13 protein-coding genes are annotated in these 21,663 nt (G+C 63.4%); 3 read left to right on the plus strand and 10 right to left on the minus strand.

Annotated features, from left to right (window positions below; translation table 11 throughout):
* Nucleotides 1-14: 14 nt before the first annotated feature.
* The 6 genes from WMO46_RS02070 to WMO46_RS02095 form a co-directional block, all read right to left on the minus strand.
* Nucleotides 15-2,846 (minus strand): FAD-binding and (Fe-S)-binding domain-containing protein, encoded by a 2,832-nt coding sequence (locus tag WMO46_RS02070; RefSeq protein WP_349093676.1) that lies wholly within the window; start codon nucleotides 2,844-2,846, stop codon nucleotides 15-17.
* Between the two features lie 138 nt (nucleotides 2,847-2,984).
* Nucleotides 2,985-3,899, minus strand: coding sequence for an ROK family protein (locus WMO46_RS02075; RefSeq protein ID WP_349093677.1), 915 nt, complete (start codon nucleotides 3,897-3,899; stop codon nucleotides 2,985-2,987).
* Nucleotides 3,880-5,739 (minus strand): class I mannose-6-phosphate isomerase, encoded by a 1,860-nt coding sequence (locus WMO46_RS02080; RefSeq protein ID WP_019151597.1) that lies wholly within the window; start codon nucleotides 5,737-5,739, stop codon nucleotides 3,880-3,882. Before WMO46_RS02080 ends, WMO46_RS02075 begins: the two co-directional genes overlap by 20 nt.
* 20 nt (nucleotides 5,740-5,759) lie before the next feature.
* Nucleotides 5,760-7,205: a hypothetical protein gene (locus WMO46_RS02085; RefSeq protein WP_129651447.1), complete on the minus strand. Its 1,446-nt coding sequence runs from the start codon at nucleotides 7,203-7,205 to the stop codon at nucleotides 5,760-5,762.
* Nucleotides 7,198-8,460, minus strand: coding sequence for an MFS transporter (locus WMO46_RS02090; protein ID WP_349093678.1), 1,263 nt, complete (start codon nucleotides 8,458-8,460; stop codon nucleotides 7,198-7,200). Before WMO46_RS02090 ends, WMO46_RS02085 begins: the two co-directional genes overlap by 8 nt.
* Before the next feature lie 84 nt (nucleotides 8,461-8,544).
* Entirely contained in the window at nucleotides 8,545-10,017 is a 1,473-nt protein-coding gene (locus WMO46_RS02095) for a GH39 family glycosyl hydrolase (protein WP_349093679.1), read from the minus strand.
* Between the two features lie 159 nt (nucleotides 10,018-10,176).
* Between WMO46_RS02095 and WMO46_RS02100 the strand changes: the two genes are divergently transcribed.
* Complete coding sequence (locus WMO46_RS02100) at nucleotides 10,177-11,211, plus strand: GntR family transcriptional regulator (protein WP_019151601.1); 1,035 nt, start codon at nucleotides 10,177-10,179, stop codon at nucleotides 11,209-11,211.
* A gap of 10 nt (nucleotides 11,212-11,221) precedes the next feature.
* Complete coding sequence (locus WMO46_RS02105) at nucleotides 11,222-12,376, plus strand: acyltransferase (RefSeq protein ID WP_349093680.1); 1,155 nt, start codon at nucleotides 11,222-11,224, stop codon at nucleotides 12,374-12,376.
* Between the two features lie 40 nt (nucleotides 12,377-12,416).
* Here the strand turns inward: WMO46_RS02105 and WMO46_RS02110 are convergent, their stop codons facing one another.
* From WMO46_RS02110 to WMO46_RS02120, 3 genes are read right to left on the minus strand one after another with little or no spacing between them, the layout of a single operon-like run.
* Complete coding sequence (locus tag WMO46_RS02110) at nucleotides 12,417-13,706, minus strand: TolC family protein (protein ID WP_276715102.1); 1,290 nt, start codon at nucleotides 13,704-13,706, stop codon at nucleotides 12,417-12,419.
* Nucleotides 13,706-16,756, minus strand: coding sequence for an efflux RND transporter permease subunit (locus tag WMO46_RS02115; RefSeq protein ID WP_349093681.1), 3,051 nt, complete (start codon nucleotides 16,754-16,756; stop codon nucleotides 13,706-13,708). The genes WMO46_RS02110 and WMO46_RS02115 overlap by 1 nt, the downstream gene beginning before the upstream one ends.
* Nucleotides 16,753-17,766 carry an efflux RND transporter periplasmic adaptor subunit gene (locus tag WMO46_RS02120; protein ID WP_349093682.1) on the minus strand — a complete coding sequence of 338 codons (1,014 nt, stop codon included), beginning with the start codon at nucleotides 17,764-17,766 and terminating at the stop codon, nucleotides 16,753-16,755. Before WMO46_RS02120 ends, WMO46_RS02115 begins: the two co-directional genes overlap by 4 nt.
* Nucleotides 17,767-17,919: 153 nt before the next feature.
* Here WMO46_RS02120 and WMO46_RS02125 point away from each other — a divergent pair, with 153 nt between their 5' ends.
* Nucleotides 17,920-18,840 carry a helix-turn-helix domain-containing protein gene (locus WMO46_RS02125; RefSeq protein WP_349093683.1) on the plus strand — a complete coding sequence of 307 codons (921 nt, stop codon included), beginning with the start codon at nucleotides 17,920-17,922 and terminating at the stop codon, nucleotides 18,838-18,840.
* Nucleotides 18,841-18,975: 135 nt separating this feature from the next.
* Here WMO46_RS02125 and WMO46_RS02130 read toward each other — a convergent pair whose 3' ends face one another.
* Entirely contained in the window at nucleotides 18,976-21,651 is a 2,676-nt protein-coding gene (locus WMO46_RS02130) for a zinc-dependent metalloprotease (RefSeq protein ID WP_349093684.1), read from the minus strand.
* Nucleotides 21,652-21,663 lie beyond the last annotated feature (12 nt).

Below are 21,663 nucleotides of genomic sequence, written 5' to 3' on the forward strand. Positions count from 1 at the left end.
AAACCCCCCGGGGCTCAGGCTCCGGGGTTTTCTTTGGGTGTCGTGCAGGCATCGACCAGATAGACGATCGAGACGTAGGGCACGCCCGAACGGGCCGAAAGCCCGATCTCGCACGTGCGGCTGTTCGAGTAGCCCGCCTTCGCGCCCGAGCGTTCGATGACGGGACGCAGTTTGCGCAGGGCCCAGGCGTTGACCTCGGGATGCGTAAATCCGCGGTCGCCGGCGAATCCGCAGCATCCGACCTCCTCGGGCACCACCACCTCGTCGGCGCACAGCCGCGCCAGCGCGACGATCACTCCGGCCAGCCCCATGCGGCGCATCGAGCAGGTGACGTGCACGGCGACGGGTCCCGGCTGGGGCCGGAACTCCAGCTGGTCGCGCAGGAAGGTCCAGATGAATTCCGCCGGTTCGTAGAGTTTCATGCGGCCGATCTTCTCGCGCATGCGGTGCAGGCAGGGGCTCTGGTCGCACAGCACCGGCCAGCGTCCCTCCCCGCTGGCGCGCCACAACGCCTCTTCCAGCTCGGCGGTCTTGCGGTCGGCGATGTCGGCCATGCCTTTGCTCTCCCAGATCGTGCCGCAGCAGAGACGTTCCATGTTCTCGGGAAAGACTACCTCGTAACCCGCCTTGCGGAGCAGCGCGACCATCTTTTCGGCCAGCGGTTCCGCAACCGGGGTTTCACGGGCGAGACCCATCGTCTGATTGATGCAGCTCGGGAAATAGACCACCTTGTCCGGTTCCGGCGCGGACGCCGTGCGCAGCGTTTCGGGTAGACGGTAGGCCCGCGGCATCGAGGGCAGCCATTGGGGAAGCCCCAGCGCATGCAGCCCCTTCGCGGCAGCGGTCATCGTCCGGGTGCCGAGAACCCGGTGCGCCGTGTCGGCCAGCGTCAGCACGGGGCGCAGGGTGTTTTTCAGCCCGGCGAAACGGCGGGCCACAAACTCCCCGGCGGCATGTCCCGCACTCCCGGGCGGCACCCTCAGGGCGCGCAGGGCGTGGGTCAGTTCCCCCGTATTGATTCCTACGGGACAGCTCGTCGAGCAGAGCCCGTCCCCAGCGCAGGTCTGCTCCCCGGGGTAACGGTAGCCGCGTTCGAGCTCCCGTACGAGGCGCGGATTCTCGCCGGAGGCTTTCAGCCGGGCGATCTCGCGGCGCACGACGATGCGCTGGCGCGACGAGAGGGTCAGCCCGCATGTCAGGCAGTTCACCTCGCAGAACCCGCATTCGATACAGCGGTCGATCAGGGGATCGGTCAGCGGCAGGGGCTTGAAATGGGAGAGGTAGCAGCGGGGATCGTCGTTGAAGATCACCCCGGGGTTCAACAGTCCCGCAGGGTCGAACAACTCCTTGACGGCCCGCATCACGGCCAAGGCGTCGTCGCCCCACTCGCGGCGGAGGAAGGGCGCCATGTTGCGCCCCGTGCCGTGCTCGGCTTTGAGCGAGCCGTCGTACCTGCCGACGACGAGTTCCGCAACGTCGTTCATCAGCGCCTCGTAGCGCGCCACCTCGGCCGGGGTCGAAAACGACTGGTTGATGATGAAATGGTAGTTGCCTTCGAGGGCATGCCCGTAGATGCAGGCGTCGTCGTAGCCGTGGCGGGCGATCAGCGCCTGCAATTCGGCCGTGGCGCGGGGCAGGTCTTCGATGTGGAAGGCAACGTCCTCGATCAGGCAGGTGGTCCCGGCGGGACGGCTGCCGCCCACCGCCGGGAAGATGCCCGAACGGACGGCCCAATATTTCGCCTGCTCGGCCGGATCGTCCGTAAACCGTGCGGGAACGTAGAGCGCGAACCGCTCCAGCAGTCCCCCGATGCGGGCGACATTGGCGGCCAGCTCCTCCGGCGTGTGGGCCTTGGTCTCGGTCAGCACGGCCGTAAGGCCCTCGCCCGTGGCATCGCCGACCGACGCCAGCGACTTGCTGTCGAGCATCTCGGCGCTGTGCACGATGCGCTCCCCGGCGGCGTCCTGCAACTTGCGCATCTCCACGACGGCGCGGCTCGCCTCGCCGATGTCGCTGAAATAGACCATCGCGCTGGCCTTGTGTTCGTATTCGCGCTCGGTGCGCATCGTGACCCCGGCCAGGAACGCCAGCGTCCCTTCGGAGCCGACCATGAGGTGGGCGATGATCTCGAACGGATCGTCGAAGCGCACCAGCGGCAGCAGGTTCAGCCCCATGACGTTCTTGATCGAGTATTTGTGCAGGATGCGCCGGGTCAGGGCCTCGTCGCCGCGAACCCGGTCGCGCAGCGCTTCGACGGCGCGCAGAAACTCCCCGTGACTCCGGGAAAAGTCCCGGCGGCTCGCCTCGTCGCCCGTGTCGAGCAGCGTGCCGTCAGCCAGCACCAGCCGCGCCGAAAGCAGCATCCGGTCGCTGTTGGCATGCGTGCCGCAGTTCATGCCCGAGGCGTTGTTCATCACGATGCCGCCCGCCATAGCGCTTCGGATCGAAGCCGGGTCGGGCGGAAAGCGGTATCCGAAAGGTTTCAGCACCTCGTTGATCCGCGCACCCACGACACCGGGCTGGAGCCGCACGGCACGGCCGCCGTCGAGCACCTCGCAACGCTCCCAATGTTTGCCCGCCACCACGAGCACCGAATCGCTGACGGCCTGCCCCGAAAGGCTCGTGCCCGCGGCCCGGAAAGTCAGGGGCACGCCCAGCCGGGCGGCCGCCCGCATGATGCGGACGATCTCCTCCTCGTGGGCGGCACGCACGACGATCTGCGGGACGAGCCGGTAAAATCCCGCGTCGGTGCCCCACGCCAACCGGCGCAGGTAGTCGGTGTAAACCCGCTCGCGGGGGATGAAAGCGCGCACGGCGCGCAGGAATCTGCGGTGTTTCTCAGTCATGGTCTCTGCGATTCGAAAACAGGAGAGGCAGCCGCCTCTCCTGCAAAGATAAAAAAATGAAAGTAATTAGATACTTCGACATGCCCGCCGGTTCGGGAACAATCGCACGAATGAACGGTTTTCCACAACGCCCGCATGTCAGCAAACGCCGTCCGCCTGGGCCAGCAGTCCGTAGAAGGCCGCTTCGCCGATATGCTCCGCGGGTGCGATGCGGGTCAGCCCCGCGACATCGTGCAGTCCGTCGCGCAGGGCCGCCTCCATATGGGCGAACGAACGCGAAATCTGACCGCCCAGCAGGAGACATTCGACGCCGTGTTCGACGAGCAGGTCGCGGAGCGCCGCGGCAAGGATGCCCCCGACCGTTGCGAAGGTCTCGCGGGCCCGGGCATCCCCCTCTCCGGCCATGCGGCCCAGATCGGCCACCGTCAGCGCCGGGTCCGTATGGCCCGCAAGCTCGCCGTAGATGCGCAGGAATCCCCGTTTCGAAGCGTAGTCCTCCAAAATGCCGTCGCGGTAGGGAAGGTTGAAGATCACCACCTTCGGACCGCCCGCCGGGTTGCACAGCACCCGTCCGTCACGGCTCAGGGCGAAGCCCAGCCCCGTGCCGAGCGACACGAGCGCCGAAGCGCCGTATCCGGCGGCGTTGCCCCGGGCGATCTCCCCGGCCAGCGCGGCGTTCACGTCCTGCATGAAACGGATCTCCGCATCAGCGGGAACGCCGGGCATCGCGTGCAGCACGCCGCGCAGATCGACACCGCAGATGCTGTGGAACTTGTGCGTCATGCGGGAGACGCCGGCCGCATAGTCGAACGGTCCGGGAATGGCGATGCCGATGCCGGCGAGCTCCATGCCCCGCTCCGCGGCGAAGGCCGCGCCCCGGGCCACCGCAGCGGCCAGGGAGCCTTCGATCTCCTCGCGGGAACCCTCCGAACGAATCGGACAACTGAACTCCGACCCGGACAGAAGCTGCCCGGCGGCGTCCGCCACGGCCGATTTGAGGAACGTTCCCCCGACATCGAGCAGCAGACGGCAGCTATTCCTTGTCGAACCCATCTTTCAGCATCGTTTTGTGGACGCAGATGGGTTCCGTGCGGAGGTTCTCGATCACGTAACGGCCCATGTCCGCGGGAACCACGACCATATCCATATACTCGGCATCGAAATAGCGTTCGGGCTGTGCGACGGAACGGATGCGGATGCGTTCGCCGTCCACGAGCGTCAGCACGTGGAACTTGCCGCAGGTGTCGTCCTCGATGCGTTTCTCGAATTCGAGGCGGCGCAGCGTGAAGTAGAGCAAATCGTGCTCGCCGACGATCTTCTCGGCCCAGCCGTCGCCCTCGCGCACCGTGCGGGGCTGCTGGACGATGTTATTGCGCACCCAGCTGGTCGTGCGCTCATAGGCCAGCGTCCGTTCGCCGTGCCACGTGTGGATGGGGCGCGGCTTGCCGTCGAGGTCGGCGCGCAGGTAGTCGTAGAGCTTGTAGGTGTAGGAGCCGATCGTGAGACTGCCGATTTCGAGCACCACCTGGTTGCGGCCCGACGAGTGGATCGTCCCGGCGGGAAGCATCACCTGCAAGCCGGGTTTCGAATCCTCGTAGCTGACGTATTTCAGGTAGTCCACGGGCTTGTATTCGGTGTCGGCCAGCTTGATGTCGCGGATGAACTGCTCGGTGTCGGCATCGTCGCGGAAGCCCACGAAGGTCTTGGCGTCCTGTCCGGCCACCACCACGTAGTAGCTCTCGTCCTGACGGCCCAGTTCGCCGAAATTCTTCTGATTGTATTCGGCCCCCGAATGCACCTGGATCGACATGTTTCCGTTGCTGTGGAACGTGTCGTCGTAGTTGAAACGGATGGGGAAGTAACCGCCGAACTTCTCGACGCACGGACGGCCCATGATGGCCTCGCCCTCCTTCTGCACGAACGAGAAATAGGGGAAGTCGATCTTTTCGTCCCCGGCCTCGACGACGATCGACACCTCCATCGGGATCAGGTCGAAGACCCACGCGCAGTTGCGCATCGAGTCGGGCAGGTTGCGGAGCTTCTTGACGTAGGTGCCGCCCCACACGCCCTCCAAATAGACCGGCTTGCAGCGGAACGGATAGCCAGCCAGCGCCCGGAAGATGTCGGACAACGCCTCCATCGGGATCATGTGGATATGGTCGGGGCTGTCCGAAGCCATGTAGAAATCGAGCAGCTCGCCGCGCAGCAGCTTGCCGCGGTGACGCACGCCCATCTCGAAATCGACGTAGTAGCAGCGGCGGATCACCCGGTTGACCGGAGCGGCCACCCGGTCGCCGAGGTTGGCGAACTGGCCGCGGCGGATGCGGAGGATCGCCTCCTTGGGCGTCACGTCGAAATAACATTTGATGTCATAGAGTCCGCGCACCTCCTCGACCAGGCATCCGCTGCCGTAGACGATCAGCACGCGCCCTTCGGCGGCAGGGGCCCGGAGCGCTTCGAGGCGCTGCCTGAACGCCGCGAATTTCGACGCGTCGAACAGATCCTCGTAACCGCGCTCGATCAGGCGACCGAACAGCAGCGACGGGTCCTTCGAAGTGTCCCATTCCAGATTGGGGTTGATCATGTCGGCGATCTCCCGCTCGGATTTGAGCACCTCGGTAAACGCCGCTACGTCCACTCCGATCCCTTTGCCCAGCAGCTGCTGCGAGAGCAGGTTGACCATCCGCGTCCAGTCGGCCGTGGCGTAGCCGTCGAACCCGACGACGACGTTTTTGCCGGGCGCGGCTTTCAGGCGGGAAGCGATCTCCCCGGCCAGGGCGGCGGCAGCCTTGGAGGTTCCGGCGACGACCGCCCCGACGGTCTTCTTCGGGAGTGCCGGACGGTTGACGGCGCGGGGGTCGTCATACGGAAAGGGGTTGTACATGAAACTCATAGAAATACGGTTTTATAGGGTTAATTCATAATTTCGTGATATTCGAAGTCCATGATCTCGGCCAACATGCCCAGCTCGCGCAGGTAGTCGCCGTCAACGATGGCGAAATGCTGCGTGGTGCCGATTTTCAGGATCTCCTCGAAGAGCCGCTCGACGGGAACCACCGGGCGGAAGATGCTGTGCGAATAGGTGGCCAGGATGTGATCGCCTTCGAGCGAATCGACCAGCGTGGCGACCAGCTTGTAGCGTCCGTCGCACTCCACCAGCTGCGCCATTGTCTTGCGCCCCGGCGAGATGCGGTACCAGGCGAACGGAGCCCCGGCGTACTTGTAGGAGGTCTTGGCGAAGCGCACGTCGCGGGCGATGACCACATTCTGCTGCCAGGCGGGGTCGTTGTGGTCGTTGGGACCGGCATGGCCGCCGGCGAAGGTGCCGTAGTCGGACTCGATGTGGAAGGGTTCGAGGAAGTTGACGTTTTTGCCCGAGATCAGCTTCAGCAGGTAGGTGATGAGACCCGCGCCGATGTCGGCCTCGGGAACCAGCACCGAACAGTTGTCGTTGAACCACGGATGGTAGAACCCGGCGCGCAGGCCCACCAGCTCGAACATGGCCCGGTCGATGTCGTTGAAGACCATCACGTCGATGTCCGACCGCTCGGCCATCTTCTGCAAGCCGATCGAGGCGCGCACCGAGGCTTCGAACTTGTCGCGCGCCACGTCGTCCATCATCTTGTAGCGCGAGGTCAGTTCGCCGCAGTACGCCTGCAACTCCTCGTCGCTCACGGCGTCGATCATCTCGCCGTAGGTCGAATAGGGCAGGAAGCGGATTTCGGGGCCCAGCTTGGTGAACAAGTCGTACGGGTCGATGTAGGTGGACCACATGGCCTCGTTGTAGTTGGCCAGCAGCCCCAGGTTCGACTGGCGGAGGATGGCGCGGGCGCGGGCCGCCGAAGCGAAGAGGCGGATCTGCCCGGTGACCTCCTCGCGCGAACCCATCACGACCTTCACGTGCCGGCGTCCCGTGCGGGGCACCGACCCGGAGGCTTCGAGCGATCCGACGAGCGTTCCGGCGCAGAGGTAGTCGATGAAGTCGTCCTCGTCCAGCGTGTCCCGGAACGAAACGTGGTCCTTGGCGACGTTGACGAAGAGGATCGGCACCTCGGGCATGTCGCGCAGGAAGCGTATCCACGCGAAGTCCTCGGACCACGAAAGGAACTCGGCGATGACGAAATCGACCTTCTCCATGTAGAAGCGGTCCATAGCCTCCACGGCCTCCTCCTTGTCGTAGACGATCCCGGGGAACACAACGTCGAGGAATTCCATCGTCGCAAGTATCTTTTTCACATCGGCGTCCTTGCGTTCGGCATACGTGCCCCGCCGGAGCCCTTCGCCCAGCGTCTTGAAACGGGGCGACGCGATCAGCAGCAGACCTGCTTTCGCTTTTCTGGTTTTCAGGTTACTATTCATGTCTGATCTTGTTATAGTCCTTCATATAGAAATATTTGGCTCCCAGGAGCATCACCGCGCCGCACACGAGCCACACGACGGCCAGCATCGAGATGCCGAACGACAGCCCCGCGGCCTGCTTCACCATGCCCAGCACCAGCGGAGCCAACGCGCCGATGGCGAATCCGGTCATGATCATCACGCCCGAGGCCGAGGAGTGATACCGGGGCGGGATAACGTCGTAGAGCACCGTATAGGTGTTGGCGTCGAAGAACGCGCGGGCGAATCCGAAGCCGGCGAACCCGACGTAGATGGCCCACAGCGTGACCGAGTTGCCCATCAGGACGATGAACGGCACGGCGGCCAGCAGTCCGAAGCCCTGCATGGCCATACGCCATGCGGGATGCAGGCTTCCGAGCTTGTCCGAAAGGCGTCCGGCCAGCAGCACGCCGACGAAGGCGAACAGGTGGGTGTAGAACATCGAGTGGAAGCCGGCGCCCGCGAGGTCCATGCCGAAATTCTCGTAGAGGTAGGTCGGCATCCACGTGAGATAGCCCGTCAGCACGAAGATCAGCCCGGAGAAGCAGACGGTGAGGATCAGGGCCGTCGGCGTGGTGAAAACCATGCGGAAGCCCTCCGTCAACCGGGGCTTGGGCTCCGCGGCCGACGCGGCGGCGACGGCGGCCGGCTCCTTCTTGTCCTTCAGCCGCACGGCCATGATGACGCCGTGCACGACGCCGACGGCGCCGAAGACGTAGAAGGCGCTGCGCCAGCCCCACAGCTGCCCGACATAGCCCGCAGCGTAGCCGCTGATGATGATGCCGATGTAGTAGGCGGTCTGGTGGATCGACATGGCGAAGGCCCGGGTCTTGTCGTGGTACTGCGCCAGCAGCGAATAGTTGGCCGGTCCGAAGAATGCCTCGCCGCCGCCCGTGGCGACGCTGCGCATCAGCACGAGCATCACGAACCCGTTGCAGAGGCCCGTGAACATCGTGGCCACGCTCCAGAACAGGATACTTCCCGTGACGATCCATTTCCGGCTGAAACGGTCGCCCACCAGTCCCCCGATGGGCACCAGCACGGCGTAGAAAAGGTTGAAGACCGTGGCGATGGAGCCGATGGCCACATCGCTCAGGCCCAGGTCCTCGCGGATGAGCGGAAGCACCACGTTGAAGACCTGACGGTCGGCCTGGTTCAGGAGATAGGCGACCCACAGCAGGGCCAGCACCTCCCATTTGTACTTCGGGTTTTTCTTCCCGACGGTTGCGGTTGTCATTGGTTATAGGTTCATTTATGCACTTTCGCCTCGGCAGCGCCCGGTCGAATGCGGCTCTGCGCTCGGCTTAACGAAAAAGCTGGGTCAATAAAGCATATCCTGACGGGTTCCGGCGGCCTTGCGTTCGACGGCTTCGCCGCGGAACGGCACGGCGCTGCGCTCGATCAGCAGCATCGGGGCGTCCCACACCGGGCATCCGGTCAGTTTCATGCGGCCTCCGTCGCGGCTGCCGTGGGGCAGCGGCAGGTCGTAGACACGGCCCGTGACGGCGTCCACGAGCACGGGGTCTTCCAGCGAAAGCCCCTCGACGCTCATCTCGACGCGGTCCCAGGCCAGTTCGTCGTCCGGAATGCGGTCGGAGTACCAGTACATCGCGCCGATCGGCTTGCCGTCGGCATCCGACAGTCCCACGAGGGCGATCTCACGGGCCGTATTGGCCGTGAATGCCAGCCTTCCCGCCGGCTTCACCCCGCTGTGCAGCAGGTTGACCATGTGCTGCATGGCATGATACGACGGCCGTTTGTAGACCACCTGTTTCAGCAGGTTCGTGCGCAGCAGCCCGAACGACTGCAACATATTGGGATACTGATTGTCTGCGATGGCGAAGATCGACGACCGGATGCCCAGCGCGAAATCGTTGGCCAGACGCCGCGCGACCCATTTGGCCTGGCTGTACTCGCTCCACTCGTGGTAGCGCAGCGCGTGGGCCCATTCGAGGACTGCCGGGCAGCCGCTCTCGCCCGAGAAGAGTCGGATGCGCGGATCGTAGGAGGCGACCAATTCGGCCAGCGCCTCGATGCCGGGCGTGGCGTCGTCGGGATTTTCGTAATAGGGATGGAAGCTCACATAGTCGATGAGGTCCAGTTTGCCGCGCTCGCGGACGATGTCCAGCACCCGGCCCGTGAATCCGAGCGGCATGCGCGAAAGGCCGAAGCCGATGATGACCGCCTCGGGATCGACCTTGCGGACGGCTTCGGCCGTGCGGATCAGCAGTTCGGCATAGGCCGCGGACTGGTCGGCGCCCCGAAGGTTCGGCTCGTTCCACACCTCCCACTCGCTGACGCGGCCCTTGTAACGGCGCGCCACGGCCGTCACATAGCGTTCCCAGGCCCGCAGCGTCTCCTCGTCGGTGAATATGCGCGATCCCAGGCTCTTCTGGGCCCCGTACACCGGATTTCCGTAGGCGAGGCACATCCACGGACGGATGCCCTGTTCGCAGAGTCCGTCAACCGCCTCGTCGAGCCACCCGAATTCGTATTTCCCCTTTTTCTGCTCACAGCGGGCCCAGCCGCTCTGGATGCGCGCGGCGCCCACGCCCAGTTCGCCCACATACGGCTTGTAAGCCGAAAAATCGGCATATTCGCGGTCGAGGCACTCGCATCCCACCGACCAGCGCGGGTTGGCCAGCTCGCGCGACGAAGCGGCCGACAGCGAACCGATCTGTTCGAGTCCGGGAGAAACCGCCTGCATCTTTTTCCAGGTCAGCGACCAATGCTGTGCCGGGGCGGCAGAGACGAGCAAAAGACCGGAAAGGCCGAGAAAGAAAGTTTTTTTCATTAAAAAAAGTGGTTAGCGTTTTTTTTCATATATTTGTAACACGACAACATAAAAGTTGTGAGGTGTGGTACTTGCTTTGATTGGTGTTGTGTAGTGTGGTGCAAATATACGCAAAAAAACGAACAAACCAACTATTATTTCATTTTTTAATGACAGAACATGCCGGAAACGATTAAAATAGATCATGAAAGCCAAGTCCCGGTTTACAAACAGATCGTGGGGCAGGTGGAGGCACTGGTGCGCAGCGGCGAGTATGCCGAAGGATGCCTGCTGCCGTCGATGAACGAGCTCTCGGCCATGCTCGACATCTCGAAGGAGACCGTCAAAAAAGCCTACTCCATCCTTCGGAACAAGGGATTCATCGACGCCAGACAGGGCAAGGGATTCTATGTTTCGGCCGCAGGGGTCTCGGAAAAAATGAGCGTCCTCGTGCTGTTCGACAAGCTGAGCAACTACAAGCAGGTGCTTTTCAACTCGTTCGCCGGGGAGATCGGCGACGCGGCCGAGATCACCATCCGGCTCCACAACCAGAACGTCGATCTGCTGGAATACTACGTCGAGGAGAATCTCGACCTGTTCGACTACTATGTCATCACGCCCCACTTCCCGCTCGACGCCGCCTCGCAGAAACGGGTGCTGAAGATACTCACGCGCATCCCCAACCGAAAACTCATTCTGGTCGATCACTGGATGAAGGAGCTGCCGGGCAACTACGGCGCCGTCTATCAGGATTTCGCCAACGACGCCTACGAAGGGCTGGGATACGGGCTCAAGAAACTCAAAACCTGCTCCCGGTTCAACGTCGTGACGCTTCCGTCGAGCCTCTATTACGCCTCGGTGGGCAAAGCCGTGGAGCGGTTCTGCCGCGACAACGGGATCGCCGTGGAGTTCCACACGGAGATCACCCCCGAGATCATCCGCGAAAAGGAAGTCTACCTGATTCTCAACAGCCAGTATGACCTGGGGCTGATCGAACTGGTGCGCCGGGCCCGCGAGCGAAACTACCGCGTGGGCCGCGACATCAGCATCATCTCCTACAACGAGTCGCCGATCAACGAGATCATCCTCAACGGACTGACGACCATTTCGACCGATTTCCGGCAGATGGGCGTGCTGGTGGCCCGGATGATCCTCGAAAAATCGCTCTCCAAGGTCAAGTGCGATTTCCAGATGATCCGCCGCAACACCTTTTAGGCGCCCGACGATGAAGAACCGACTCCCCGACCCCGGCGCCCCGGCACGCGAACGCATCGGCTGGATAGACCTCCTGCGCGTGATCGCCTGCTTTCTGGTGGTCTTCTCCCACAGTTGCGACCCCTTCGTCGCCGTGTTCGACAGCGACCGCGCGACCTTCCTGCAAGGGGCGCTGGCCGGCAGTTTCGTGCGGGCCTGCGTGCCGCTCTTCGTGATGATGTCGGGCGTGCTGCTGCTGCCCGTGCGGACCGACGCCGGAACCTTCTACCGCAAGCGTATCGGCCGCATCCTCGCGGCGCTCGTCTTCTGGTCGCTGGCGCTGCCCGTGCTCTATTTCCTCTACATGCGCTGCGTCGGCACGGCCAGCCCGTCGATCGACCCCGCGCTGTTCACCGGCGAAGCCACGCTCCGCAAGATGTGGACTTTCGTCTTCAACTTCACTTACGACACCACCCCGCTCTGGTATCTCTACATGCTCCTCGGGCTCTATTTCATCCTGCCGATCCTGAGCGCATGGCTCGAACGGGCCTCGCGGCGCGACCTGCGGATCGTGCTCGGCATCTGGGGTGCGACGCTGCTGCTGCCCTACGTGAAGATGCTCGCCCCGGCGCTGGGCTACGCCGGCAATTACGGCAACATGGGCCTCTACGGCGTCTGCGACTGGAACGAATTCGGAACCTTCTACTACGTCTCGGGCTTCGCGGGCTACCTCGTGCTGGCTTTCTACCTCGTGAAATTCCCGCCCGCATGGAGCTGGCGCAAGACGCTGGGCATCTGCATCCCGGCGTTCCTCGTCGGCTACCTCGTCACGGGAGCGGGCTACGTGATGATGCAGCGAGCGTTCCCGGGCAACTACGCCTATCTGGAGATCGTCTGGTATTTCGCCGGCATCAACGTCTTTCTGATGACCGCCCCGGTCTTTATCCTCGTGCAGAAAGCCGCCACAAGGCCCCGCGCATGGCTTTCGCGGCTGGCGGGCGCCACGTTCGGCATCTACCTCTGCCACTTCATCTTCGTGCAGGCCGGCTACGACCTCGTGCAGCGGATTCCGGGACTTCCGGCGCTGGTGCGCATCCCGCTGATCGCCTGCGGAGCCTTCGCCGCGAGCTGGCTCACGGTATGGCTCATGCAGCGCTGGCGCGTGACCCGGCGGTTCGTGGAGTGACCGACACGAAAAAGCCCTGCCGCGTTCGGCAGGGCTTTTTTCAGCGGCCCGTCACACGCATGTATCGGGCCAGCGAAGTGCGGTAAGCGGCGCAGGCCGAAGTGAAATCGTTGCGGCTCCGGGTGTAGAGCGTCTCGGCATCGAGCAGGTCGGTCAGCGGGGCCGTTCCGGCCTGATAGAAATTCCGGTTCTGCCGCAGGTTCTCGGCGGCCGAAGCCACGGAACGCCGCGTAAGCTCGATCTGCGCATAGGCTTCCACCACCTCGCTCCAGGTCCGTTCGATCTCCACGGCGAGCATCTCGCGGGCCTGCTGCCGGTCGTTCTCGGCCTGCCGTTCGCGGATGCGGGCCTTTTTCAGCGCATGGGCGCCGCCCCACCAGTCGGAAATCGGCACCGAAACCTGCGCGAAAACCAGCCCGTCGTCCACGTCCTTGTCCGTGACGTTATAATAGAGATACCCGGCCCCCACGCCCACCGTAGGCAGGCGTTTGCCGCGCTCCATGCGCTTCTGGTATTTCTGCGCCTCGACGTTCTTTTCGGCCAGCTGGTATTCGGCCCGGCGGTCGAGCGCCTCCTCGACCGAAACATAGAAAGCCCCTGGTGCCTCGGGCTCCCCGAAGTCCGCATCCCCAACGTCGAACCCGTGCCAATCCACGCCGATATGCTGGGCCAGCAACATTTTCGACACCTTCAATCCGTTCTCGACTTTCAGCCGGTTCGAGGCGATCTCCTGCTGACGCAGCTCCACGCGCAGCAGGTCGTTCGTGGTCACGAGACCCGCCTTGACCGAAAGTTCGACCTGCCGGTGAATCTCTTCCAGCTGCCGTTCCACGGCCCCGATGGTCGAGAGGTTGTCGCGCAGCGAGACGATCTGCCAATAGTAGGTGTCGGTCTGTTCGCGGACCTCGGCTTCGGTCTTCCGCAGCTGCAACTGCCCGACCTCCTCGCCCAGCCGGGCGAGCTTGTTGCCGTTGACGATCTGCAACCCCGCGAAGAGGGGCTGCACGGCGGTGATGCCGCCCACGAGCCCCCGCTTGACCATCGACAGCGGCAGGTTCATCGTCCCCAGCTGCGGGACGGTCATGCCGAAGTCGGCCTGCACCAGCCCGTGCTGGGCCTGGAAAACGCCGCCCGTGGCGGACACCTGCGGGAAGTAGCCGGTGAACGCCTCGCGGCGGGTCTGGAGGGCCGCTTCGAGGTCGTAACGGCTGTTCTGCAAAGTCCGGTTGTGCTCGGCGGCCGCGGCGCGGCATTCGTCGAGCGTAAGGGTCTGGGCTCCCGCCGGAAGAGCGGAGGCCGCAAAGAGCAGATATATGAATGCCTTTTTCATCACTTGTAGATTTTCGAATAGAGAACCGGAAGGATCGTCACCACGAGGATCAGCGAACCGATGCCCCCGGCGAAGATCGTGAGGCCCACGGGGGCCCAGAACGTACTGCCGCCCAACATCATCGGCACGACGCCCACGGCCGTGGTGGCCGTCGTAAGGAAGATGGGGACCATGCGGCGCTTGCCGGCGTCGTAGGCGGCCAGCTTCGCCGACCAGCGGCACACCTTGCGCTTGTCCTCGGCATGCTGGTACATCAGGATCACGTTGCGGACGATCATGCCCAGCAGGGTGATGAATCCCAGCACCGAGGTGAGCCCGATGGTGAAGTCGGCGATCCACAGTCCGATCATGGCCCCGAACAGGCACAGCGACATGGCGGCCATGATGACCAGCGTGATGCCGAACTTGCGGAAGTTCACGAGGATGAAGAAGAAGATGATGACCAGCGAGATGCTCAGTCCCGACGCGATGGGCGGAATGGTCTCGGCGTCAAACTCGCGGGCGCCGCCCAACTCGGTCTCCACGCCCGCCGGGAGTGCGATCTCGTTTTTCAGCACTTCATTGATCCGCGAGGTCATCCGCATCGCGTTGACACCGCGTTTCAGGTCGGCCGAGACGGTGATGCAGCGCATGCCGTTGCGGTGTACGATCTTCGACTGGCTCCACACGGGCTCCACGTCGGCGACCTGCCGCAGGGGGACGCTCACCCCCGGCACCGACGAGGAGAGGTAGGTGTCACCGATGTCGGCCAGCGACCGTTCGCCCTGCCGCGCGTCGTTTTTCAACACGACGGGCAGTTTGTAGTCACCCTCCCAGACCGACCCCACGGGCACGTCCCCGGCGGCCAGCGCCAGATTGACGGCCGCGAGCGTCCGCGTGATGCCCAGCTGGGGCGCCGTGACGGGATCGAGCCTCACATCGACGACCGCACGCGGATCTTCGTAGTCGGAGTGCACCCACACCAGCTCGGGCATCTGCCGCATGCGGGCCATCAGCCGGTCGGCCGAGAGGCGCAACGAGTCGATGTCGCTGCCGTAGAAGCGGAATTCGAGCGAGGGAACGTTCTGGTAGTCGAGCTGTTTGAACTTGACGTAGGCTTCGGGAAAACGCTCGGCCCAGGCATCGGCGTACTCGTCGAGAATGGCCTCCGTATCGTCCACCGACGTGGTGTTGACGATGAACTGCGCGTAGTTCTTGCCCGCGATCTGCGGGGCGTAACTCATCTGGAAGCGCGGCGACGAGCACCCCACGAACGAGGTGACCGACTTCACCCGCCCGTCGGCATGCAGCACCCGGTAAACCGAGTCGGCGACGGCCTCCGTGCGCTCCAGCGGCGTGTCGGGACGCAGGTAGATTTCCACGGCGAACTGGTCGCGGTCGGCGAAGGGCACCATGCGCAGTTTCAGTTGTGTGGCGATCAGCAGCGACACCACCACCGAGGCGACGCCCGCCGAGATGGTCAGCCAGCCGTGGCGGAAGGTCCACGCCAGCACCCGGCGGTAACAGTCGTGCACCCGGTCGGTGACGGATTTCCGGTCCTCCCTGCACGGCTGCACGTTGGGGATGATGAGTATTTCGAGGAACGGGATGACCAGCACAGCCAGCAGCAGCGAAACCATCAGGTTGATAGTGATGGTCCACGGGAAGAAGGTCAGGAAGTCGCGGAACATGCCCGTCATCGTGAAGAGAATCGGATAGAAGATCATGCAGATGCAGACCGTGGCCAGCAGCAGCGAGGGGAAGAACTCCCGGGCGCTCTCCACGGCGGCGAACCAGCGCGAATAACCCCGCCCGAGATAGTCGAGATAGCCGTCGATCACCACGATCGAGTTATCGACGATCATGCCCAGCACGACGATCAGCGCGGCCAGCGTCACCGTGTTGAGCGGGATGCCGCACAGATACATGACGCCCACCGAGATAAACGTGGAGAGCGGGATGGTGATGGCCGCGACGATGGCCGAACGCAGCGGGAAGAGGAGCATCATCACGGCGATGATGATGGCCATAGCGACGAACAGGTCGCGGAGGAAGCCGCGCACGGAGTCCCCGACGACCTTGGCCTGGTCGGCGATGCGCTGCACCTCGACATCGGCGGGCAACTCCTCCTCGATGAAGGCGTGCAGCACCTCGTCCACCTCCCGGCCGTACTCCACGATGTTGAATCCCGCGCGCATCTCCATCGACAGCAGGACGCAGCGATGGCCGTTATTGAGGATGTAGCTGTCCGGATCGTCGTATTCGCGGACGACGCGCGCCACGTCCTTCACGCGCAGCACGTGGCCCTCGGGGTCGCTCCAGATGATCTGCTCGGCGACCTCCCGCTCCCCGGCCAGCGAGGGCGCGATGTGGATCGGCGTCTCGGTTTCGGCATTGCTCACCGCACCGCCCAGCGGCGTGAGCCCCTGCGAGGCCAGCGCCGCGGAGATCACCTTCTCGCCGATGCCGTAGGCCGCCAGCCGCTCCCGATCGACGTAGACCGAAATCTGCTCCGACTGCACGCCGTAGGGACGCAGGTTCGAAACCGACTCGATGCGCCGCAGGCGGTCGCTCAGGTCGTCCATATAGCCTTTCAGCTCGCGGTAGGAGCGCGTATCCGATTCGAGGGTGATGAGCAGCGCCGAGGTGTCGCCGAAATCGTCGTTCACGACGAGCGCCGCGACACCCGAGGGCAGCTGCATCTTGAACGACGCCAGCCCGTGCTTGATCTTCGACCAGACCTCGTCCTTGTCGTTCACGTCGTCCTCCAGCTCGACCATCACATAGCACATGCCGTTCTGCGAGGTGGAGGTGGTCTTCGGGCGCTTCACCTCCTTATAGGTCATCAGGAACTGCTCCAGCGGTTCGGCCAGCTGCTCTTCGACCTCCTCGCTCGTGGCGCCCGGATAGAGTCCCACGACGACGCCCTGCCGGATCGTATACTCCGGGAACTCCTGCTTGGGAATGCGCACCAGCCCGTAGATGCCGAACACGAAGAGGCACCCGACGAGCAGGAAGGTGATGCGGAAATTGCGCATCGACCATGCGATCACGTTGTTCGAACCTTTCATCGCTCCGTCACTTTACTGCCTTCGCCGATCTTCTGCATGCCGTCCACGACGACGCGGTCGCCCACAGCGATGCCCCCGGTCAGCACGATGCCGTCGTTCACCAGACGCCCCGTCGTGACGGCCGTGCGCACGGCCGAATCGCCGCGCACCGTCCATACGAAGCGGCTGCCGTCGCCGGCCTGCTGCACGGCGCGCACCGGCACGACGATCTCCTCGGCGGCTCCGGCCGGCGAAACCGTCACACGGCACACCATGCCCGGCAGCAGCTCGCCCCCGTCGTTCGGAAGCGTCGCCCGCACGTCGTAGGTATGGGCCGCGGGGTTCGCCACGGCGCTCTTCTCGATCCGCCCGGCCGTGAAGGCACGGTCGCCCAGCGCGGCGACGACGACCCCGATGCGGCTCTCCGCCCCGAGCCCGGCGATCTCCTGCTCGGGCACCGAGAAGCGCACCTTGACGCTCCCGATCCGCAGCAGCGTCATCACCGGAACGCCCGGCAGCACATTTTCCCCGGCCGATGCCTGCCGCCGGCCCACGACGCCCGCGAAAGGCGCGCTCAGCGAACAGTCTTCGAGGTTCTTCCGGGCGATTCCGAAGGCCGATTCGGCCTGACGAAGCCGCGTCTGCGCCTCGACCCATTGGATTTCGGGTAGGCTCTCGGCGTCGTGAAGCTGCCGCAGACGCTCGCAGGCATCCTTCGCCTGGTTCAGGGCCGCTTCGGCGGCCTCGAAAGTCCGGCGCGCCGAGGTGGGGTCGAGTTCGGCCAGCAGCTGCCCCTGACGCACCCGCTGCCCCTCGTCCGCGAAGGTGCGGGCGACGGTTCCGGGAACCGGGAAGCTCAGGGAGGCCGACGCCTCCTCCTCGATCGTGCCGACATAAACCGCAGCCCCGGCATCGGCCGAAGGTGCGGCGACGACGGTTGCGACCCGCAGCGGATCGACCGTCCGGGCCTTTTCGGGGGATGAACAGCCCGCGGCCATAAGCAGCGCGGCTGCAAGGATCGTTCGTTTCATGGATTTCGCATTTTCTCGATGCAAAGTTCTCCTTTTAGGGGCTCTTGAAAAAGGCCGCCGTGTCGGTTAAATTCGCCGATTGGTTCGATTTCGTACCTTTCGGCGAAAAACCGTTTCCCGATTTACTATATTTGCGAAAAAATCAAGCATAAAATGAACGAAAAGAACATCCGGAGTTTCTCGCTCGCCACGCTTCTCGAAGCCAACACCCTGCGCCCGGGAGACCTCTATTACGATGGCTGCGTGATCGCTTCGCGCGTCGATGTGACGGACGAATTCAACATCGGCCTGTTCCGCTACCCGACCCGTCTGAACGCCTTCGCCATCGTTTTTTGTTCCAAAGGTTCGATCACCTTCACCTCGGGGCTGCGGCACCACACGCTGAAAGAACGGACGCTCTTCGTACACCTTCCCGGCTCGATCCTGCAAATGGAGTCCGTCGAGCGCGAATCCTCGGTCTACGCCGTGATGTGCGAGGAGGAGTTCATCCGGCGCATCAACATCGACTTCAAACTGCTGTCGCGGCTGTTCCTCTGCGTCGAGGAGCAGCCCTGCCTGCGGCTGACCGAAGAGGAGTGGAACGGCATCACGCGGTCGTTCGCCGAGATCGACGCCGAAGGGGCCACGCCGCGAACGGACCTCTATTCCGACGAGGTCATGCGCTCGGTCATCCGCACGCTGGCCTACAAGGTCTGCCGCGTCATCGACCGCCACATCTCGGCGGCGGCCGTCCTGCCCGCCTCGGCCCGCAGCCGCAACGAGGAGTATTTCAACCAGTTCATGAAGGAGCTGGCCAGACACTACATGCAGCACCGCTCGGTCGGGTTCTACGCCGCGCAGCTGCACCTGACGCCCAAATACCTGACGACGATCATCCGCAAAACGACGGGCCGCACGGCCTCGGACTGGATCGACGACTACGTCGTGCTCGAAGCGAAAAACCTCCTGAAATACTCCACGATGAGCATTCAGGAGGTGGCTTATTACCTCAGCTTTCCCAACCAGTCGTTCTTCGGCAAATATTTCAAGGAGCACACCGGCCTCACCCCGACCGCCTACCGGATGAGGAAATAGCCGTCGGCCAACGCCGGCCGGCGTCCGGATGCCCGGCGGCCCGCTCCCATGCGAAAGGCCGCACCGTGCCGCCCGCGAGGAGCAGTACGAATGCGGCCTTTCCGGTCCGGCATTTCATCGCAGCGGATTCACATATTACTTGTAATCCGTCTGGTCGATCATCTGGGTGACGGCGTAAAGCATCGCCTTGTAGTGGGGACGATCCTGCACGGGAGCGGTATCGACCCGCCGAGCGAGCAGCGACCGGACTTTGAGCATCATCTCCAGGTAATAGACCGGAGCCTCGTCGATCACCGTCGAGCGCACCCAGTTCTGCCAGGCGTAGCCGTAGCCGAAATTCCGTTCGAAAAGACGTTCGGCCACATAGCGGCTGCCCTGCTCCTCCTCGATACGCCGCAGTTCCGATTCGAACTGCGCGGCCTGTCCTCCCTCGTCCAGCCCGTAGAGCAGTATCCGATCGACGGAGGGGGCATAAGCCTCCTCGAAGCTGACCATGCCGTCGGCCAGCGACGAGGGTTTCTTCGCACCGACGGCGCTGGCCGCAGTGCCCATCATCTTGACGACGGCCTTCTGGACGATCTTGTCGCCGTTGGTGAGCCTGCGGTTGTTGATCGCGCTGTCCCACACGCCCGTATAGAGGTCGCCGAAAAACTCGGCCACGGTGTAGGGGTCCTTCCCGGCGACGAACGACGAAAGGGTCACGTTCATGTAGAGCTTGGTCAGCGTCGCGGCCAGCGCGTTGTTGATCTCGGGCGAATACTTCATGTTCAGACCGAAGCGCCGGCAGATGTCGTCGTTGTCGAGCCACTCGTTCGAACTGATCTGTTTCAGGACCCAGCGGAGCGACTCCTTCTGCCGCTGGCGGGGAACCGATTCGGAGCGCCGGGCCTTGGTGCCGTCCTTGGCTTCGGTGAGGTAGATGCCGCCCACGTTATAAAGCACGTTGTTCACGTAACGCGCATACTGTTTGGCGATCTGATCGTAGAATGCCTTGCGGTGCTCGGCCGTGGGATCGTCGGTGATCCACTCGTTGAGATGCGACGAGATATATTGCAGGTTCTTGATACCGTACTGGCTGGCTTTCAGCGGGTCGTCGCCCAAATCCTCCTCCAAGGCCGAGGGGTCGTAACGGCTGGCCACCTGCTGCTTGCCGTAGCGGTACATGGGATCGCCGGCCTTCTCGTCCACCCACGTTTCGAGCGTCTCGGCCTCCTCGCGGGCGCTCTTGTCGCCCGGCAGGTAGGAGTAGAGCCACTTGATGACGTAGTAATCGTACTCGCCCAGCTCGGGAGGCGTCAGCTTCACGCCCTTGTCAGTCGGCTGCGCCACGTAGTTGAAGCGCGCATAGTCCATGATCGAGGGCGTGGTGCCGTATTTCTGCGTGAAGGCCGGGTCGCGGAGCTTCTCGACGGGATAGGCCGCCGAAGCCGCCATGTTGTGCATCAGGCCCAGCGTATGGCCCACCTCGTGCGCCACCACATAGGCCAGCGACTCGTAGACGACATCTTCGGGCAGCGTCTTGGCACGCACCCGGGGATCGACCTGCGCCGTCTGCACGAAACGCCACTGGGTCAGCATCTTGATCACATTGTTGTAAACCAGCACCGAGGCGTTGAGAATCTCACCCGTGCGGGGGTCCACCCACGAGGGGCCCATAGCGTTGGCGACGGCCGAGGGGACGTAGCGGATGCACGAGTATTTGAGGTTGTCGGGATCGAACTTCGGGTCGTCGGCCGGGAAATCACGCACCACGACCGCATCCTTGAAACCGATCTTTTCGAAAGCCTTGTTCCAGCGCAAGGCGCCCTCCTTGATGGGTGCCACCCATTGTTTGGGGAAGAGCGTATCGACGTAGAAGACGATCTGCTTCTCCGGAACCACGAGCTCGCCGCGGGCGTAAGCCTCCTTGTCCGAGGGAATCAGCCGCCAGCGGTTGGCCAGCGAGTAGTCAACCAGTTCCTCGCCGTCGGCCGGAATGTGCTGCTTCAGGGTGAGGAAAACTCCCACGCGCGAATCGGAGATACGCGGCTTCATCGGCTCCTCGGGCAGCAGCATCAGCGTGCGCGTCACCTTGAGCGTCACGGGTTTGTCGGAGAAGAGCGTCCCGCCCAGCACGGATTTCGCGCTCACGTTGTAGGTCATCGAAGTCTTGACGGCGACGTTGTCCTCGAACGACTTGACATCGTAAATATCCACGGTGGACTTGTTGGCCGAGGCACGCAGGAGGATCGGGAAGCCGCCCTCCTGGATCGGGGAGGTCGAATTGTCGCTGCCGTTGAACAAGTTGCTCATGTCGAACACCACGGCCGTGCTGTCCCGGTTGTAGGCCAGCAGCTTATAGCTCGACACGATCGGATTGCCGTAGTTCCGGCCGGCGACGCTGCGCATCCGCTCGTCGTCGGTATCGTAGCTCACGCGGGAGTTGATCCGGTGCATGTAAACCACGCTGTCGCCCAGCGAGAACGAAATGTGCAGGGGCGTCTTGGCCTTGTAGCCGTTTATGGCCACCGTGTTGTCGGTGGTCTCGGTCACGGTCGTGGCCAGCAGCATCTCCTTGCCCATCTCGGCGAGGGGCATCTCGAAGTAGAGCTTGCTGCCCACGATGTGCAGGGTCATAAAGCCCTCGTCGGCCTTCACACACTTCTTGCCCCTGAACAGCTTTTCGTAGGGCGAGATCTTTTTCTTTTTGACCGTGTCGGCCTGGCTTTGCTCGGTCTTGGCCGTTTTTTTCTTTTTGCTCTTGGCCGCCGACGGCTGGGCATACAGCAGGGCCGTCGCAAGGAGCATGCAGATAAAGAGAGTCTTCTTCATTTTAGCGTGGTT

The sequence above is a fragment of the Alistipes intestinihominis genome, from assembly GCF_040095975.1.
Classification (GTDB): Bacteria; Bacteroidota; Bacteroidia; order Bacteroidales; family Rikenellaceae; genus Alistipes; species Alistipes senegalensis.

What these genes read in the sequence shown, in the direction of transcription:
- WMO46_RS02095 (WP_349093679.1), bottom strand. Translation starts at nt 10,017, where the DNA reads ATGAAAAAAACTTTCTTTCTCGGCCTTTCCGGTCTTTTGCTCGTCTCT.
- WMO46_RS02125 (WP_349093683.1), top strand. Translation starts at nt 17,920, where the DNA reads ATGAACGAAAAGAACATCCGGAGTTTCTCGCTCGCCACGCTTCTCGAA.
- WMO46_RS02070 (WP_349093676.1), bottom strand. Translation starts at nt 2,846, where the DNA reads ATGACTGAGAAACACCGCAGATTCCTGCGCGCCGTGCGCGCTTTCATC.
- WMO46_RS02105 (WP_349093680.1), top strand. Translation starts at nt 11,222, where the DNA reads ATGAAGAACCGACTCCCCGACCCCGGCGCCCCGGCACGCGAACGCATC.
- WMO46_RS02100 (WP_019151601.1), top strand. Translation starts at nt 10,177, where the DNA reads ATGCCGGAAACGATTAAAATAGATCATGAAAGCCAAGTCCCGGTTTAC.
- WMO46_RS02075 (WP_349093677.1), bottom strand. Translation starts at nt 3,899, where the DNA reads ATGGGTTCGACAAGGAATAGCTGCCGTCTGCTGCTCGATGTCGGGGGA.
- WMO46_RS02115 (WP_349093681.1), bottom strand. Translation starts at nt 16,756, where the DNA reads ATGAAAGGTTCGAACAACGTGATCGCATGGTCGATGCGCAATTTCCGC.
- WMO46_RS02130 (WP_349093684.1), bottom strand. Translation starts at nt 21,651, where the DNA reads ATGAAGAAGACTCTCTTTATCTGCATGCTCCTTGCGACGGCCCTGCTG.
- WMO46_RS02090 (WP_349093678.1), bottom strand. Translation starts at nt 8,460, where the DNA reads ATGACAACCGCAACCGTCGGGAAGAAAAACCCGAAGTACAAATGGGAG.
- WMO46_RS02085 (WP_129651447.1), bottom strand. Translation starts at nt 7,205, where the DNA reads ATGAATAGTAACCTGAAAACCAGAAAAGCGAAAGCAGGTCTGCTGCTG.
- WMO46_RS02120 (WP_349093682.1), bottom strand. Translation starts at nt 17,766, where the DNA reads ATGAAACGAACGATCCTTGCAGCCGCGCTGCTTATGGCCGCGGGCTGT.
- WMO46_RS02080 (WP_019151597.1), bottom strand. Translation starts at nt 5,739, where the DNA reads ATGAGTTTCATGTACAACCCCTTTCCGTATGACGACCCCCGCGCCGTC.
- WMO46_RS02110 (WP_276715102.1), bottom strand. Translation starts at nt 13,706, where the DNA reads ATGAAAAAGGCATTCATATATCTGCTCTTTGCGGCCTCCGCTCTTCCG.